General features: G+C 69.8%; 14 protein-coding genes. 7 read left to right on the top strand and 7 right to left on the bottom strand.

The genetic code is table 11. The features are described 5' to 3' along the window. Positions 1 to 28: 28 nt before the first annotated feature. The 4 genes from OUY22_RS31695 to OUY22_RS31680 all read right to left on the bottom strand — a co-directional run bounded on the left by OUY22_RS31695 (position 29) and on the right by OUY22_RS31680 (position 3612). Positions 29 to 745: a hypothetical protein gene (locus OUY22_RS31695; RefSeq protein WP_270158927.1), complete on the bottom strand. Its 717-nt coding sequence runs from the start codon at positions 743 to 745 to the stop codon at positions 29 to 31. Between the two features lie 68 nt (positions 746 to 813). Beyond that, entirely contained in the window at positions 814 to 1995 is a 1182-nt protein-coding gene (gene moeZ, locus OUY22_RS31690; protein WP_270158926.1) for an adenylyltransferase/sulfurtransferase MoeZ, read from the bottom strand. Between the two features lie 42 nt (positions 1996 to 2037). After that, entirely contained in the window at positions 2038 to 2934 is an 897-nt protein-coding gene (locus OUY22_RS31685) for an alpha/beta fold hydrolase (protein WP_270158925.1), read from the bottom strand. A gap of 87 nt (positions 2935 to 3021) precedes the next feature. Then, positions 3022 to 3612, bottom strand: coding sequence for a TetR/AcrR family transcriptional regulator (locus tag OUY22_RS31680; RefSeq protein WP_270158924.1), 591 nt, complete (start codon positions 3610 to 3612; stop codon positions 3022 to 3024). 1019 nt (positions 3613 to 4631) lie between these two features. Here OUY22_RS31680 and OUY22_RS31670 point away from each other — a divergent pair. Further along, the gene (locus OUY22_RS31670; protein WP_270158923.1) at positions 4632 to 4940 is read left to right on the top strand and encodes a hypothetical protein; all 309 of its coding nucleotides are present in this window, start codon (positions 4632 to 4634) and stop codon (positions 4938 to 4940) included. Between the two features lie 1209 nt (positions 4941 to 6149). Here the strand turns inward: OUY22_RS31670 and OUY22_RS31665 are convergent. Next, on the bottom strand, positions 6150 to 6446 hold the full coding sequence (locus OUY22_RS31665) for a hypothetical protein (RefSeq protein ID WP_270158922.1): 297 nt from the start codon (positions 6444 to 6446) through the stop codon (positions 6150 to 6152). 518 nt (positions 6447 to 6964) lie between these two features. Further along, entirely contained in the window at positions 6965 to 7930 is a 966-nt protein-coding gene (gene ku, locus OUY22_RS31660; RefSeq protein WP_270158921.1) for a non-homologous end joining protein Ku, read from the bottom strand. Positions 7931 to 7963: 33 nt separating this feature from the next. Between ku and ligD (OUY22_RS31655) the strand changes: the two genes are divergently transcribed. The 5 genes from ligD (OUY22_RS31655) to OUY22_RS31635 all read left to right on the top strand — a co-directional run bounded on the left by ligD (OUY22_RS31655) (position 7964) and on the right by OUY22_RS31635 (position 11027). Then, positions 7964 to 8899, top strand: a complete 936-nt coding sequence (ligD, locus tag OUY22_RS31655) for a non-homologous end-joining DNA ligase (RefSeq protein WP_333486823.1) — start codon at positions 7964 to 7966, stop codon at positions 8897 to 8899. Then, the gene (gene ligD, locus OUY22_RS31650; protein ID WP_270158919.1) at positions 8896 to 9780 is read left to right on the top strand and encodes a non-homologous end-joining DNA ligase; all 885 of its coding nucleotides are present in this window, start codon (positions 8896 to 8898) and stop codon (positions 9778 to 9780) included. Before ligD (OUY22_RS31655) ends, ligD (OUY22_RS31650) begins: the two co-directional genes overlap by 4 nt. A 33-nt stretch (positions 9781 to 9813) precedes the next feature. Continuing rightward, positions 9814 to 10026 (top strand): hypothetical protein, encoded by a 213-nt coding sequence (locus tag OUY22_RS31645; RefSeq protein ID WP_270158918.1) that lies wholly within the window; start codon positions 9814 to 9816, stop codon positions 10024 to 10026. A gap of 63 nt (positions 10027 to 10089) precedes the next feature. Next, complete coding sequence (locus OUY22_RS31640; protein ID WP_270158917.1) at positions 10090 to 10710, top strand: TetR/AcrR family transcriptional regulator; 621 nt, start codon at positions 10090 to 10092, stop codon at positions 10708 to 10710. 86 nt (positions 10711 to 10796) lie between these two features. Beyond that, positions 10797 to 11027, top strand: a complete 231-nt coding sequence (locus OUY22_RS31635; RefSeq protein WP_270158916.1) for a DUF3107 domain-containing protein — start codon at positions 10797 to 10799, stop codon at positions 11025 to 11027. 76 nt (positions 11028 to 11103) lie between these two features. On the opposite strand, the gene OUY22_RS31630 is transcribed toward OUY22_RS31635, so the two are convergent. After that, positions 11104 to 11748, bottom strand: coding sequence for a ferritin-like fold-containing protein (locus tag OUY22_RS31630; RefSeq protein WP_270158915.1), 645 nt, complete (start codon positions 11746 to 11748; stop codon positions 11104 to 11106). A gap of 348 nt (positions 11749 to 12096) precedes the next feature. Here OUY22_RS31630 and OUY22_RS31625 point away from each other — a divergent pair. Then, positions 12097 to 13542 (top strand): DEAD/DEAH box helicase (locus OUY22_RS31625; protein WP_270158914.1); only part of this gene is annotated, 1446 nt, incomplete at its 3' end.

Below are 13542 nucleotides of genomic sequence, written 5' to 3'. Positions count from 1 at the left end.
GAACCGGTTCTCACGGCGAGGCGGGAGGTCAGCACTGCCACTCCTCGGCGGCGCAGTCGGGCATCCGGGGACGGCTCAGGTCGGCGAGGATCCTCTCGGAGATCTCGGTCGCGAAGGCGAAGACGGCCGGCCGCTGCTCGGCCACGCGGGCGGGCCGCCCGTCCACCTGCCCGGCCGTGGTCAGCACGAGGTACGGGCCGGACTGCCGTACGGAGCCCTGCTGACGCACCGAGGGCGTGAACCGGTCGGCCACGGTGCCGTGGAAGGCCAGCGGGCGCAGACCGGGGACCGGCGCGCCGCCGGCGGGGAACGCGGCCTTGGCCCGGACGGCGCGCGCCTCGTCGGGCAGGGCCACCACGCCGACGGTGACGAGCACGCCGCGCAGGGCGTCGATGTACGTGGCGCGCAGCACCGCCCGGCACCCCGCGTCGGCCAGCGCGGGGGCGGCCTCGGCGTCGACCGCTTCGGCGCAGCCGACGCGCGGCGAGATGCCCAGCCGGCGGGCCCGCTCCCGGCCGCCCTGCTCGGCCGAGTAGGGCAGCGTGGCCGGGAAGACGCGCCCCGCCTCCCAGGTGCGCCAGCGCTGGGCGACCTCGCGCTGGGCGGCGGCCTTCAGCTCGGCGGCCGTCGGCCCGCGGGTGAGCTCGAAGCTCGCCGAGCTGGCCGCGACCCCGGCGGCCACCGCGCAGACCAGCGTCAGCGCGGAGGCCACCGTCAGGATGGGCCAGAGACGAGCGTTGTCCACGGGATCGACCTTAATGCGGCCGACCCGCCGCCATCCGCAGAAACCGGACCCTTGGTCTAGTACTGGTCTTAGTACTCCGGCAAGCTGGGGTCGACGGTCTTGATCCAGCTCAGCACGCCGCCGCCGACGTGCACGGCGTCGGCGAACCCGGCCTTCTTGACGACCGCCAGGGCCTCGGCTGAGCGGGCGCCCGACTTGCAGTGGAGCACGATCCGCTTGTTCTGCGGCAGCTTCTCCAGGGCCGAGCCGTTGAGGAACTCGCCCTTGGGGATCAGCGTGGCGCCGGGGATGCTGACGATCTCGTACTCGTTGGGCTCGCGGACGTCGACGAGGAAGATGTCGTCGCCGGCGTCCTGCATGGCCTTGAGCTCACGAGCGGTGATGGTGGAGCCGGTGACCGCCTCGCCGGCCTCGTCGGACAGCGCACCGCAGAACGCCTCGTAGTCCTCCAGCAGCTCGGTGACCGTCGGGTGCTTGCCGCACAGGACGCACTCGGGGTCCTTGCGGACCTTGACGTCGCGGTACTTCATCTCCAGGGCGTCGTAGATCATCAGCCGGCCCACCAGCGGCTCGCCGATGCCGGTGATCAGCTTGATGGCCTCGTTCACCTGGATGGAGCCGATCGACGCGCAGAGCACGCCGAGCACGCCGCCCTCGGCGCAGGAGGGGACCATGCCGGGGGGCGGGGGCTCCGGGTAGAGGCAGCGGTAGCAGGGGCCCTGCTCGGCCCAGAACACGCTGGCCTGACCGTCGAAGCGGTAGATCGAGCCCCACACGTACGGCTTGCCCAGCAGCACCGCGGCGTCGTTCACCATGTAGCGGGTGGCGAAGTTGTCGGTCCCGTCGAGGATGAGGTCGTACTGGGAGAAGATCTCCATGACGTTCTCGGTGGTCAGCGAGGTGTTGTGGACCACGACGTCGATGAGCGGGTTGATCTCGCGCACGGACTCGGCCGCGCTCTCGGCCTTGGGCCGGCCCACGTCCGACTGGCCGTGGATGACCTGGCGCTGCAGGTTGGAGTCGTCGACGACGTCGAAGTCGATGACGCCGAGCGTGCCGACGCCCGCGGCGGCGAGATACAGCAGCGCGGGCGAACCGAGGCCGCCGGCGCCCACACACAGCACCTTGGCGTTCTTCAGCCGCTTCTGCCCGGCCATCCCCACGTCAGGGATGATCAGGTGGCGCGAGTAGCGGCGCACTTCGTCAACGGTCAACTCGTCGGCCGGCTCGACCAGCGGTGGCAACGACACTTTCTACGCTCCCGTTTCAGGGGACTTATCTCCCTGTGAAACCTAGCCGGGCAGTGGGGCATTCCCCAATCGCGTCTCACCCATCAGACGGCGTGCCTCCACGGCGACGAGCCGGGGCTGCTCCATCATCGCCACGTGCCCGCACCCGGGCAGCAGTACGAGCCTGACCTGGGGGAACGCGCGGACCGCGCGGGCGGCCATGGCGGGCCTGACGAGCCGGTCGTGCCTGCCGTGGATGATCAGCGTGGGAGCCTCGACCCGGGTGGCCAGCCGCCACAGCGCGTCGGGGCCGCGGCGCAGGTACTCGGTCACGATGCCGCGGGCCGAGCCGAGCATGGCGGCGATCGTGTGCGGCAGGTCGTCGCGGCGGCGCAGCTCCTCGATCGCCTCGCTCAGCCGTACCGGGTGGACGGCGTGCGCGTTCGCCCAGACGAGCCGGAATGTGGCGTTGACCCGTTGTTCGGCGGGGAGCAGCTTGAGCCTGGACGCCACCCACTCCCCCAGCACGGGCGTGGCGGCCGCCGCGACGCGGACCGGGCCGTACCGGGGATACAGGTCGGGCAGCGCGGGCGAGACGAGAGTGAGGGAGCGCACCAGGTCGGGGCGGGTGGCGGCGACCCGCACGGAGACCGCGCCGCCGAGCGAGTTGCCGAACAGGTGGGCCGGGCCGGTGTGCTCCAGAAGGCCGATCACGGCGCGGGCGTGGGCGGGCACGCTGTAGTCGCCGTCGGGGGCGGCGGGCGAGCACCCGGCTCCTGGCAGGTCGATGGCGTGGCCGGTGACGACGTCCTTGAGCTCGTCCATCAGGTCGGTCCAGTTCGTCGCGGAACCGGCCAGCCCGTGCACGAAGACCGCCTGCTCGCCGGGTCCTTCCGGGGTGGACCTGACGTGCACGGGCCCGATCATCCGTCCCGGCCAGTGCGCGACCGGCTCTGCCATGGCCCCCTCCTCGATCTCCTGTGCGCCTCTTCCCGTCCTCACCATAGGGAGCGCGGCGAGCGATCTTCAAACGGGGCCGGGCCCCGCTCAGGGCTCCGTCTCGGCGCGGGCGCGCACGAACGGCTCCAGCAGGGCCCGCGCGGACTCCCAGACGGTCTCCAGGTCGGTGCCGGACTCGATCAGCCGGGAGCCGGCGAACACGATCGCGTTGATCATCTCCGCCGTCTCCGGCACCGCGGGGACGCCGAGGCCGTCCAGCGCCTCCACGAGCGGCTCCAGGAGCTGCCGGTGCATCGCGCGGGTCTGCTCGGCGACCGTGTCTCCCGGCACGACCTCCGCGAGGACCGTGGCCAGCGCGTGCTCGCCCTCGGTGATGAGCTCGAAGTTGGTCAGCACGTACGCGAGCACGCGGTCGGCGGGGGACCCGGCGGCGTCCATCGCCGCGGCGACCCGCGCCGCCCATCGGGGGAAGACGTCCTCCACCACCGCGTTGAGCAGGTCCCGCGAGGAGCGGAAGTACTGGTAGAGGCTGGGACGGGCCAGGCCGGCGCGCGCCGCGACCCGGGCCAGCGTCGGCGGCCGGCCGGTCTCCGCGAGGATCTCCCTGGCCGCGTCCAGCAGCGCCCGGTGCTGGGCCGCCCGGTGTTCGGCGACGGTCGACGCCCGAATGCGTGGCACCCGCCCTCCTCCGCCATGGTGGGTCTGCTCGGACAGTCTCCCATCCACCATCGTGAGGACGCGGTCGCAGTGGCCGAGCACGTCGTGGTCGTGGGTGACCATGACGGTCGCGACGGCCGACTCGTGCGACTCGTGCGACTCGTGCGTCTCGTGCGTCTCGTGCGTCTCGTGCGTCTCGCGTCTCGTGCGTCTCGTGCGTCTCGTGCGTCTCGTGCGTCTCGTGCGCGAGCAGCGAGACGATGTCGTGGCTGCGGGCGCGGTCGAGCGCGGCGGTCGGCCGGTCGGGTGACGAGGGCGCGGGCGATGCCGACGCGCTGGCGCTCGCCGCCGGAGAGCTGGTGCGGACGGTGCCGAGCTTCAGGGTGACCCCCTCCACTCTCAGGTTGCGGCCCTGGGCGGCCGCCTCACGCGCGTCGATCTCACGACGCGCCGGGAGCGAGACAAAAGGCGGCCGGATGCCGTTTGTGGCGGCCACGGCGGGAAACCATGACAGCAGCGATACCGAAGGTGACCTCTTCGACACTCACCGTGATGAAGATCCGGGCCAGTGGCACGACAGTCGCCACCGGTCGCGGGGAGGACATTCGCCGGAGGAGGCCCGTCGAGCGGCCCCTCCGGCGGATGCCGTCCATACACCTGCTCACGCGTTCGCCGGAGGTCGCCTCACGGACGGTCATGCGAGAAAGGGCGACGCCCATTCTGCTCGCATATGACCTTTACGCGACACGCCGTGCTTCGACATGCCCTTTTCCGGCGCGATTCGAGGGCGGAACGCCGAGGCCGGACTTCGCTCTTCCCGAGCGGGTTCCTTAGCCTCTAATCGGACATTTTTCGCATTTCGCGCGATAGATCTACAAGACAAGCAATAAGACTGTTAATGCATCGCAAAATGGGACGATTCTCGTTTACTGGATCACAAGCCCGGAAATGACATTCACCGGATGACTCACCGGACGACTCGTAGCAGCCATCCGGAATCGTCGAGAACGGGGCAATCGAACCTTTAGGGGGAAAACGCAATGCCCAAGCTCAAGAGTGTTATCGCGGGTCTCGCCGCGGGCGCCGCGCTGACCGGCGGCCTGGTCGCCGGCGGTGCGACCGTCGCCGTGGCCGCGCCGACCGCCGCGCCCATCGTCGCCAACGACGACTGGGACGGTAACTTCTTCGGTCACCACCACGGCTTCTTCGGCCACCACCACCACGGCAGGAAGTGCGGCCGGGGCCACTGGGGCGGATACCGCAGCAAGAGGGTGTGCGTCGTGGTGAGGAACTTCAACGTCAACGACAACCATCACCGCAACCGTCACCACCGCTGGGACGGCGACTAATCGGTCTCGTAGCGATGGGATGAGTGCTTGTTTTCATCCACGGCCGTCCGGCTCCTTCCCAGAGGAGTTCTGCGGCCCAGGGTGAATGCGAGGCCCTCGGACACGGTTGACGCCCCAGGGCGCGGCCGGTCCTGAGGTTCGATTCCCCTCGTCTCCGCGGGAACATACGGGGCTCCGCCGGCACTGCCGCCGGCGGAGCCCCTATGCGTTCTACCGCCTTTCACCTGCCCTTTTCCCCTCCCTTTTCCCTCCCCCATTTCGCCTCTCCGCTTGTGACCTCCCGCTTGTGACCTCCCGCTTGTGACCTCCCGCTTGTGACCTCCCGCTTGTGACCTCCCGCCTGTGACCTCCCGCCTGTGACCTCCCGCCTGTCACCTCTCCGCCTGTCACCTCTCCGCCTGTCACCTCTCCGCCTGTCACCTCAGCGGACCGGCGCCCCCACCGCCTCTCACCCCCATTAAGGTGGGTCCCCGCCGGCTTTCATCTGGCGCCGGCAGACTCCCCCGCGGCCCGTGACCCCGCCACCGTTCACCGTCCGGGGGCCGCGTCCCTGTCGGTGCTCGCCTACGCCGGACCGCCGCCATCGGGCCGTCCCGGCCGCCGGCTACCTGGCGCGCTCGCTTTGCGGGTGCGCGTCCGATGCGGGCGTGGTGGAGCTGCTTCGAGGGTGCGGGGGCTTCGACCGCAACCAGCCTGCCCCGGCGAATAGGGCCAAGGGCCGCCACCCAGCCGCGTCAAAAACCACTTCGTGCCGGGCCCCACAGTGCCGAAATACCGCTCAGCCCGGCCCGCCAAAGCCCGAGTACCGCTTCCCGGACCACCAGAACGCCGAGGGCCACCAGAACGGCCCGAATACAGCCTTCCCGGAACACCGAACCCCTCCAATAGCCGCTTCGCCGGATTCCGAAAGAGCCGCCCCGGACCGGCCCCGTACGAGAACGGCGAAGAGGGCTCCGCCGGCGCCATTGCCGGCGGAGCCCTCGACGTTTACCGCGGAGACCCGTGAAAAGACAATCGGACGGGCCGCGTCATCCGACGCGACCCGTCCACGAGAGCCCAGAATTCACCACAGACCGGAAACCGTTTCCCCCAAGAGGGCTCGACGACCGTCAATGAGAACGAGCGCTCATCATTTCACCGTCAACGACGGCTGATCACCACCCGACGGCGTTCTCCATTGACCGCTGACGGTCGGTGAGATTGTTCGCGTCAGTCACCGTTGCGGTCCCAGTCCCAGTCGCGGTCCCAGTCGCGGTGGTGGCGGTGGTGGTGCTCCTGCGGGTTCCGGTTGAAGTTGAAGTTCTCGACGATGACCCGGATGTTCCGGTGCTTGCGGTGGCAGCGCCTGCCGCAGAAGTGCCCGCCGGTCAGGACCGACGTGCCCGCGCTGACCTGAGTGGCGGCATTCGCGCTGGTAGCGGTCATGGTCGCGCCCGCGACCACGACACCACCGGTCACGGCGGTGCTCAGGGCGAGGCCCGCGATAACGCTCTTGAGCTTGGGCATTGCGTTTTCCCCCTAAAGGTTCGATTGCCCCGTACACAACCTTTCCCTTTGCGTAAGAAAGGTCTCGGATGATTGCGGAACAGTCATCCGGTAAGCGTCATTCCCGGCGCTGTGAGCGAGCAAACAGCTATCTCGCCATTTTGCTATGCATTAGCATTGCTATTGCTTATATTCAACGTCTATGAAATGAAATACCCTGAATTGTCTGTAATGTCCTATTCGGTGATCGCGCACCCGCAGGACACCGGGCCCGCCCCGCTCCTGCCTGCCGCCGAAGAGCTCGATCAGCACCCGCGGGCAGCCCCGGAAGCCGCCCCCGGAAGCCGCCCCCGGACGACGCCACACGGTCACGACCGCGCCGAGGACACCGACACCGCGAGCATGACGGGTCGGACGTCCGTACCTGGAGACACCCGAGCGACAGGGAAACGCGCGAGCGGCATCAGAGGAACGGCGTCATCATCCGCACGGGACGGGCGCGCCGGTGGAGAGCCCGCCCCGCTCAGCCGGTCACGGCGTCAGGCGGACTTACGGGCCTTGCGCTTGGCGGGGGCCTTCTCGCCTTCCGCGGCCTTGTCGCCCTTGTCGCCCTTGTCGCTCTTGTCAGCCTTGCCGGCCTTGGCTTTCGCCTTCCCCGAAGCCCCGGCAGCACCCGAGGCACCCGAGGCACCCGAGGCGGCTCGCTTCGGCTTGGCCGCAGCGCCCTCGCGTTCGCGCTTGGCCGCCTCCACGCTGGCCCGCAGCGCGGCCATGAGGTCGACGGCCGGCCCGCCCTCCTCCTCGGCCTCCGGGGCCGCGATGACCTCCTTGCCCGCGACCTTCGCCTCGATGACCTCCTGCAGGGCCTCGCGGTAGGCGTCGTGGTACTCGGTCGGGTCGAAGTCGGCCTCCATCGTGGAGATCAGTGACTCGGCCATCTTGAGCTCCTGCGCGCGCACGTCGATGTCCTCGTCCAGGAACTCGAAGTCCGGCTTGCGGATCTCGTCCGGCCACAGCATGGTCTCCAGCACGAACACCCCGTCGCGCACCCGCAGGGTCGCCAGCGACTCGCGCTGGCGCAGCGCCACCTTGACCACCGCCACCTGCCCGGAGCTCTCCAGCGCGTTGCGCAGCAGCACGTACGGCTTGGCTCCCTGCGCGTCGGGCTCCAGGTAGTAGGACTTGGCGAAGTAGATGGGGTCGATCTGCTCGGCGGGGGCGAACTGCAGCACGTCGATCCGGCGCGAGGTGCTCAGCGGCAGCCCTTCGAAGTCCTCGTCGGTGAGCACGACCATCTCGCCCGTCGCCAGCTCGTAGCCCTTGGCGATGTCGGCGTAGGGGACCTCCTCGCCGTCCAGCGTGCACACCCGCTTGTAGCGGATGCGGCCGCCGTCGTCGCGGTGCACCTGGTGGAAGCTGACGTCCTTCTGCTCGGTGGCCGAGTAGAGCTTCACCGGGATCGTGACCAGCCCGAAGGAGATCGCACCTTTCCAGATGCTGCGCATGGGCAACTCCTCAGCAGTAGCGGGCGGCTCACCATGGGGCACATACCCTTCATGGTGCAACCAATGCCATATCCCATCGAACCCATGCTCGCCGTACCTGGGGTATTACCATCCGATCCCGAACGGTATGCCCTGGAGGTCAAATGGGATGGCATCCGGGCCATCGTGTACGCGGATGGTGAACCGAAGGTAACGGGGAGGCACGGCGCCGACTACACCCGCCGTTACCCCGAAATCCTGGCGCATGCGGTCAAAGGGGCCGTGATCGACGGCGAGGTGGTCGCGCTCGGCCCGCACGGCCGTCCCAGCTTCGTCCGCCTGCAGCGGCGCATGCACCTGACCGACCCCGAGCCGCTCGTCCTGGACCGCTGCCCCGTCACGTACCTGCCCTTCGACCTGCTCTACCTGGACGGCACCCCGCTGTTCGGCCTGCCGTACCGGGACCGGCGGGCCCTGCTGGACGCGCTGGACGTCGGCGCTCCCCCGTCCTTCCCCGGCGAGTCCGACCTGCTGGCCGCCACCCGCGAGCAGGGCCTCGAAGGCGTGGTCGCCAAGCTGCTCGACTCGCCCTACGAGCCGGGCGTGCGCTCCCGCTCCTGGATCAAGGTCAAGCACCTGAACGCCACCGAGGTGGTGATCGGCGGCTGGAAGCCGGGCAAGGGCCGCCGCGCGGGCGGGATCGGCTCGCTGGTCATGGGCGTGTTCACCCCGCGCGGGCTCACGTACGTCGGACACGTCGGCACGGGCTTCACCGACGACACCCTCGCGGAGCTGTACGCGCGGCTCCGGCCGATGGAGATCCCGCGGAGCCCGTTCCACAACCCGGTCCCGTGGCGTAATCAATGGGTTAGACCCGAGCTCGTCGGGGAGGTGGCGTACACGATGTGGACCGACGAACTGAGATTGCGGCATCCCGTGTGGCGCGGCCTGCGGCCGGACAAGCCGCCCGCGGAGGTGACGGCCCGATGAGCGCGGCGAGCAAGGTGCCGGTGCGGGTGGACGGGCGGGAGCTGACGCTGAGCAACCTGGACAAGGTGCTCTATCCCGACTGCGGCTTCACCAAGGCCGAGGTCATCGACTACTACAGCAGGATCGCCCCGGTCCTGCTCCCGCACGTCTCCGGCCGGCCGCTGACGGTCAAGCGCTTCCCCGACGGCGTGGCCGGCATGTCGTTCTTCGAGAAGAACGCCCCCGAGCACACCCCCGGCTGGGTGCGCCGGGCCCGGCTGCCCGCACCCGGCAGCACCAAGGACCGCGAGACCATCGACTTCGCCGTCCTGGAGGACCTGCCGGGGCTGGTCTACTACGCGAACCTGGCCGCGCTGGAGCTGCACGTGCCGCAGTGGCGGGTGGACGAGGACGGCGGCTCCCTGCCGCCGGACACGCTGGTGTTCGACCTGGACCCGGGGCCGCCCGCGACGATCGTGGAGTGCTGCCAGGTGGCCCTGGCGCTGCGCGAGGTGCTGGGGGCCGACGGCCTGGAGGCCAGGCCGAAGACCAGCGGCAGCAAGGGCATGCAGCTGTACGCCGCCTGGGACTGCCGGGAGGAGCCGTCGGCGTACGCCAAGCGGCTGGCCCAGGCCCTGGCCAAGGAGCACCCCGGCCTGATCGTGAGCGTGATGACGAGGAAGCTGCGGACGGGCAAGGTCTTCATCGACTGGAGCCAGAACAACCCCGCCAAGACCACCGTCGCGCCATACTCGCTGCGTGCCGGGGAACGGCCGACGGTTTCCACGCCCCTGCTGTGGCAGGAGGTCGAGGATTGCCGCAGCCCTGAGGACCTGGTGTTCACCTCGTCCGATGTGCTGGCGAGAGTAGAAGAGCATGGCGATCTGTTCAGCCAGGCGTAGGCTGAATCAGTCCACACGAAGAGGGGGACCGACATGTCCGAGATGGACGTACGCGGCGACGACGACAACTTCGCCGACGACGCGGAGCTGCCGATCGAGACTCCCGCGGCCGACGCCGCCGAGCAGCAGCGCCTGCTCCGCGACGAGGAGGAGCAGGTGCGCCGCGAGCTTCCCCTGGAGGTCAACCCGGCCGACGCGGTGGAGCAGGACCGCGTGGTGGAGTACGACGACGACGACTACCGCTGAGGCGGCGGCACCCCCCCACGTAGGATGTCGGCAGACCAGGCACGAACACCGATGGAGACCCGCGTGACCGCTACCCCGGACGCCAAGCCCCGGGGCACCCGGCTGCCCCGACTCGCCCGCCGCAGGCAACTGCTCAGCGCGGCGCAGGAAGTGTTCGTCGAGAACGGCTATCACGCGGCCGCCATGGACGAGATCGCCGACCGCGCGGGGGTCAGCAAGCCGGTGCTCTACCAGCACTTCCCCGGCAAGCTGGAGCTCTACCTCGCGCTGCTCGACCTGCACGTCGACGACATGGTCAACCGGTGCAGGGAGGCGCTCGCCTCCACGACCGAGAACAAGTTGCGGGTGCAGGCGACGTTCAGCGCGTTCTTCGACTTCGTCTCCACCCAGGGCGAGGCGTTCCGGCTGGTCTTCGAGTCCGACCTGCGCAACGTGGCGCCGGTGCGGCAGCGCGTGGAGCGCTCCCTGCACGAATGCGCCGAGATGGTCAGCGCGGTGATCCAGGAGGACACCGGCTGCACCAGCGACGAGGCGCACCTGCTCGGTGTCGGGCTGGTGGGCATGGCCGAGGTGAGCGCCCGCTACTGGGTGACCAAGCACGGCGCCATCCCCAAGGACGCGGCCGAGCAGCTCATGGCGCGGCTCGCCTGGCGGGGCATCAGCGGTTTTCCGCGTACGGCTTAACGCGTTCGCTGGGCGCGATCAGCTGGGTTTTCCCCGCGCTGAGCGGCGACGATGGGGGAGGCCCCGCCCCGTTGAAAGGGAGCATGATGGAAGTCAAGATCGGCGTGCGTTCGGTGCACCGTGAGCTCGTGGTGGAGACCGACCTGTCGGCCGAGCAGGTCGAGGAGGAGATCAGGCAGGCCCTCGCGGCCGATCGTGGTGTCTTCGCCATCACCGATGTGAAGGGCAGGCGGGTGGTGGTGCCGGTGGCATCGCTGGGCTTCCTGGAGATCGGCGAGGACGAGGCGCGCCCGGTGGGCTTCGGCGGCACCCTCTAGGAGGCCGCCCCGCAGGACGTCCCCGGCCCGTGTGCCGCGCTCGTGGAAGGCGCGGCACGCGGGCCGGCGTCGTTCGTCAGATGCCGAGGGCCGCCATCCGCTTGCCGTGCTCCTCCGTCAGCCTGGCGAACAGGCGGGAGATCTCCGCCTGGTCGTTCTCGCCCGACTCCACCAGCATGGTGGCCAGCTCCGGGCGTGCCGCCGCGACCCGCTGGCCCTGGCTGAGCGCCTCGCCGACGAGCCGCCTGGCCCACAGCGCCAGCCGCCCGCCCGCCGACGGGTCCGCCGCGACCCCGGCCCGTACGCGCTCGACGGCGAACTCCGCGCGCCCCTCGTCCGCCAGCACCACGTCGACCAGCTCGACGATCGACGGGGCCAGGCGGCGGGCCGCCTCACGATAGAAGTCGAGCGCGATGCCGACCCCCACGTACGCCTTGACCAGCGCCTGGAGCCAGTCGGCCGGGCTGGTCTGGGTGTGCCAGGCGTCCAGCGCCTCGGCGAACGGCTGCATCGCCCGCTCCGGGTCGGCCCCCAGGTCGCGCAGCCGGCCGTACAGCAGCCGGAAGTGCTGGTATTCGGCGACGGCCAGCTCGCACAGCGCCGTCCGGTCGGCGAGCGTGGGCGCCAGGGTGGCGGCGTCCTCCGTCATCCTCGTGAAGGCGCTCAGCTCGGCATAGGCCAGGACGCCGAGCAGGTCGACGACCCCAGGAGACTCGTTCATGCATGGCAGGGTACTTCCGGCAATGTGCGGGAACATACGTAAGCCTGGCCAGCGTTGTGGTATCGAGTACACTGCTCTGAGAAAGTGCGACCGCACTGTGTACATTCGGGGTTCTGTCCCCGGATCCCCCGATCCCCGGGCGCGCGGTCGTGATGACACGAGAGGGCTGGCTCTACCGCGAGGACCCAGGAACGGGGTCGGTTTTCCACCCGTTGGTCCCGGCAGGCCCGCCTTCATTTGAGACTGAGGCAGGCCACGCTGACGACTTTCCGAGACCTCGGAGTCACTCCAGAAATCGCCGATGCCCTCGAGACCGAGGGCATCACCACACCGTTCCCGATCCAGGAGATGGCGCTTCCGCTCGCGCTGAACGGCCAAGACCTGATCGGCCAGGCCCGCACGGGCACCGGCAAGACCTACGCGTTCGGCATCGCCATGCTGCAGAGCATCGGCAAGCCGCGCAAGAACCGCAAGAAGCCCCGCGGGCTGGTCGTCGTGCCGACCCGGGAGCTCGCCACGCAGGTGAGCGAGGACCTCGTCACCGCCGCGGGCAAGCTCGGCTCCCGGGTGCTCACCGTCTACGGCGGGCGCGCGTACGAGCCGCAGATCGAGGCGCTCAAGGCGGGCGTCGACGTCATCGTCGGCACCCCCGGCCGGCTGCTCGACCTGGTCAAGCAGAAGCACCTCGACCTCAGCCAGGTCACCAGCCTGGTCCTGGACGAGGCCGACCGGATGCTCGACCTGGGCTTCCTGTCCGACATCGAGCGGATCTTCAAGCTGATCCCGGCGGAGCGCCAGACGATGCTGTTCTCGGCCACCATGCCGGGCGAGATCGTCGCGCTGTCCCGCAAGTACCTCAACCGCCCCACCCACGTGCGCGCGGAGCTGGAGAGCGGCGATTCCGAGACCACCCCGCAGGTGCGCCAGATCGTGTGGCGCGCCCACCGGATGGACAAGATCGAGATCCTCTCCCGGCTGCTGCAGGCCGAAGGCCGCGGGCTCACGATGGTCTTCTGCGAGACCAAGCGGGCCTGTGACATGGTCTCCGAGCAGCTCGACACGCGGGGGTTCGCGGTCGCGGCCGTCCACGGCGACCTCGGCCAGGGCCAGCGCGAGCAGGCTCTGCGGGCGTTCCGCAACGGCAAGATCGACGTGCTGGTCGCCACCGACGTGGCGGCCCGCGGCATCGACATCGACGACGTCACCCACGTGGTCAACTACGACTGCCCCACCGACGACAAGACCTACGTGCACCGCATCGGCCGCACCGGCCGGGCCGGGCGCACGGGCATCTCGGTCACGTTCGTGGAGTGGGAGGAGCTGACCCGCTGGAAGATGATCAACCAGATGCTCGGCCTCGACTTCCCCGAGCCCGAGGAGACCTACTCCACCTCGCCGCACGTCTTCTCCGAGCTCGGCATCCCCGAGGGCACCAAGGGCGTGCTCCCGCACGCCAGCCGCTCCCGGGCGGGCCTGTCGGCGGAGCGCATCGAGGACCTCGGCGAGACGGGCCGGCCACGCGGGCGCGGCCGGCGCCGCGATGAGCGCGAAGAGCGTGCGGACCGTGCGGAGCGGCGGGAGCGTCCCGCCTCCACCCGCACGCGCCGGCGCACCCGTGGCGGCAAGCTCGCCGAAGACAGCCCGGCAGCCAGCCCTGCCGTCGAGACGCCGGAGGTCGAGCACGTGACCGGTCGCTCCAGCAAGCAGCAGGAGGAGACACCCGCGATCATCACTGCCGAGGAGGTGGCGGCGGCCGCCGAGCCGCGCCGCCGCACCCGACGGTCCGCCGTCGCG

Source organism: Nonomuraea corallina (genome assembly GCF_027620315.1).
GTDB classification, from domain to species: domain Bacteria; phylum Actinomycetota; class Actinomycetes; order Streptosporangiales; family Streptosporangiaceae; genus Nonomuraea; species Nonomuraea corallina.
This window is presented reverse-complemented; position numbering and strand designations above follow the sequence as displayed.

What these genes read in the sequence shown, in the direction of transcription:
- OUY22_RS31685 (WP_270158925.1), bottom strand. Translation starts at nt 2,934, where the DNA reads ATGGCAGAGCCGGTCGCGCACTGGCCGGGACGGATGATCGGGCCCGTG.
- OUY22_RS31670 (WP_270158923.1), top strand. Translation starts at nt 4,632, where the DNA reads ATGCCCAAGCTCAAGAGTGTTATCGCGGGTCTCGCCGCGGGCGCCGCG.
- OUY22_RS31665 (WP_270158922.1), bottom strand. Translation starts at nt 6,446, where the DNA reads ATGCCCAAGCTCAAGAGCGTTATCGCGGGCCTCGCCCTGAGCACCGCC.
- ku (WP_270158921.1), bottom strand. Translation starts at nt 7,930, where the DNA reads ATGCGCAGCATCTGGAAAGGTGCGATCTCCTTCGGGCTGGTCACGATC.
- ligD (WP_333486823.1), top strand. Translation starts at nt 7,964, where the DNA reads ATGGGGCACATACCCTTCATGGTGCAACCAATGCCATATCCCATCGAA.
- ligD (WP_270158919.1), top strand. Translation starts at nt 8,896, where the DNA reads ATGAGCGCGGCGAGCAAGGTGCCGGTGCGGGTGGACGGGCGGGAGCTG.
- OUY22_RS31645 (WP_270158918.1), top strand. Translation starts at nt 9,814, where the DNA reads ATGTCCGAGATGGACGTACGCGGCGACGACGACAACTTCGCCGACGAC.
- OUY22_RS31635 (WP_270158916.1), top strand. Translation starts at nt 10,797, where the DNA reads ATGGAAGTCAAGATCGGCGTGCGTTCGGTGCACCGTGAGCTCGTGGTG.
- OUY22_RS31630 (WP_270158915.1), bottom strand. Translation starts at nt 11,748, where the DNA reads ATGAACGAGTCTCCTGGGGTCGTCGACCTGCTCGGCGTCCTGGCCTAT.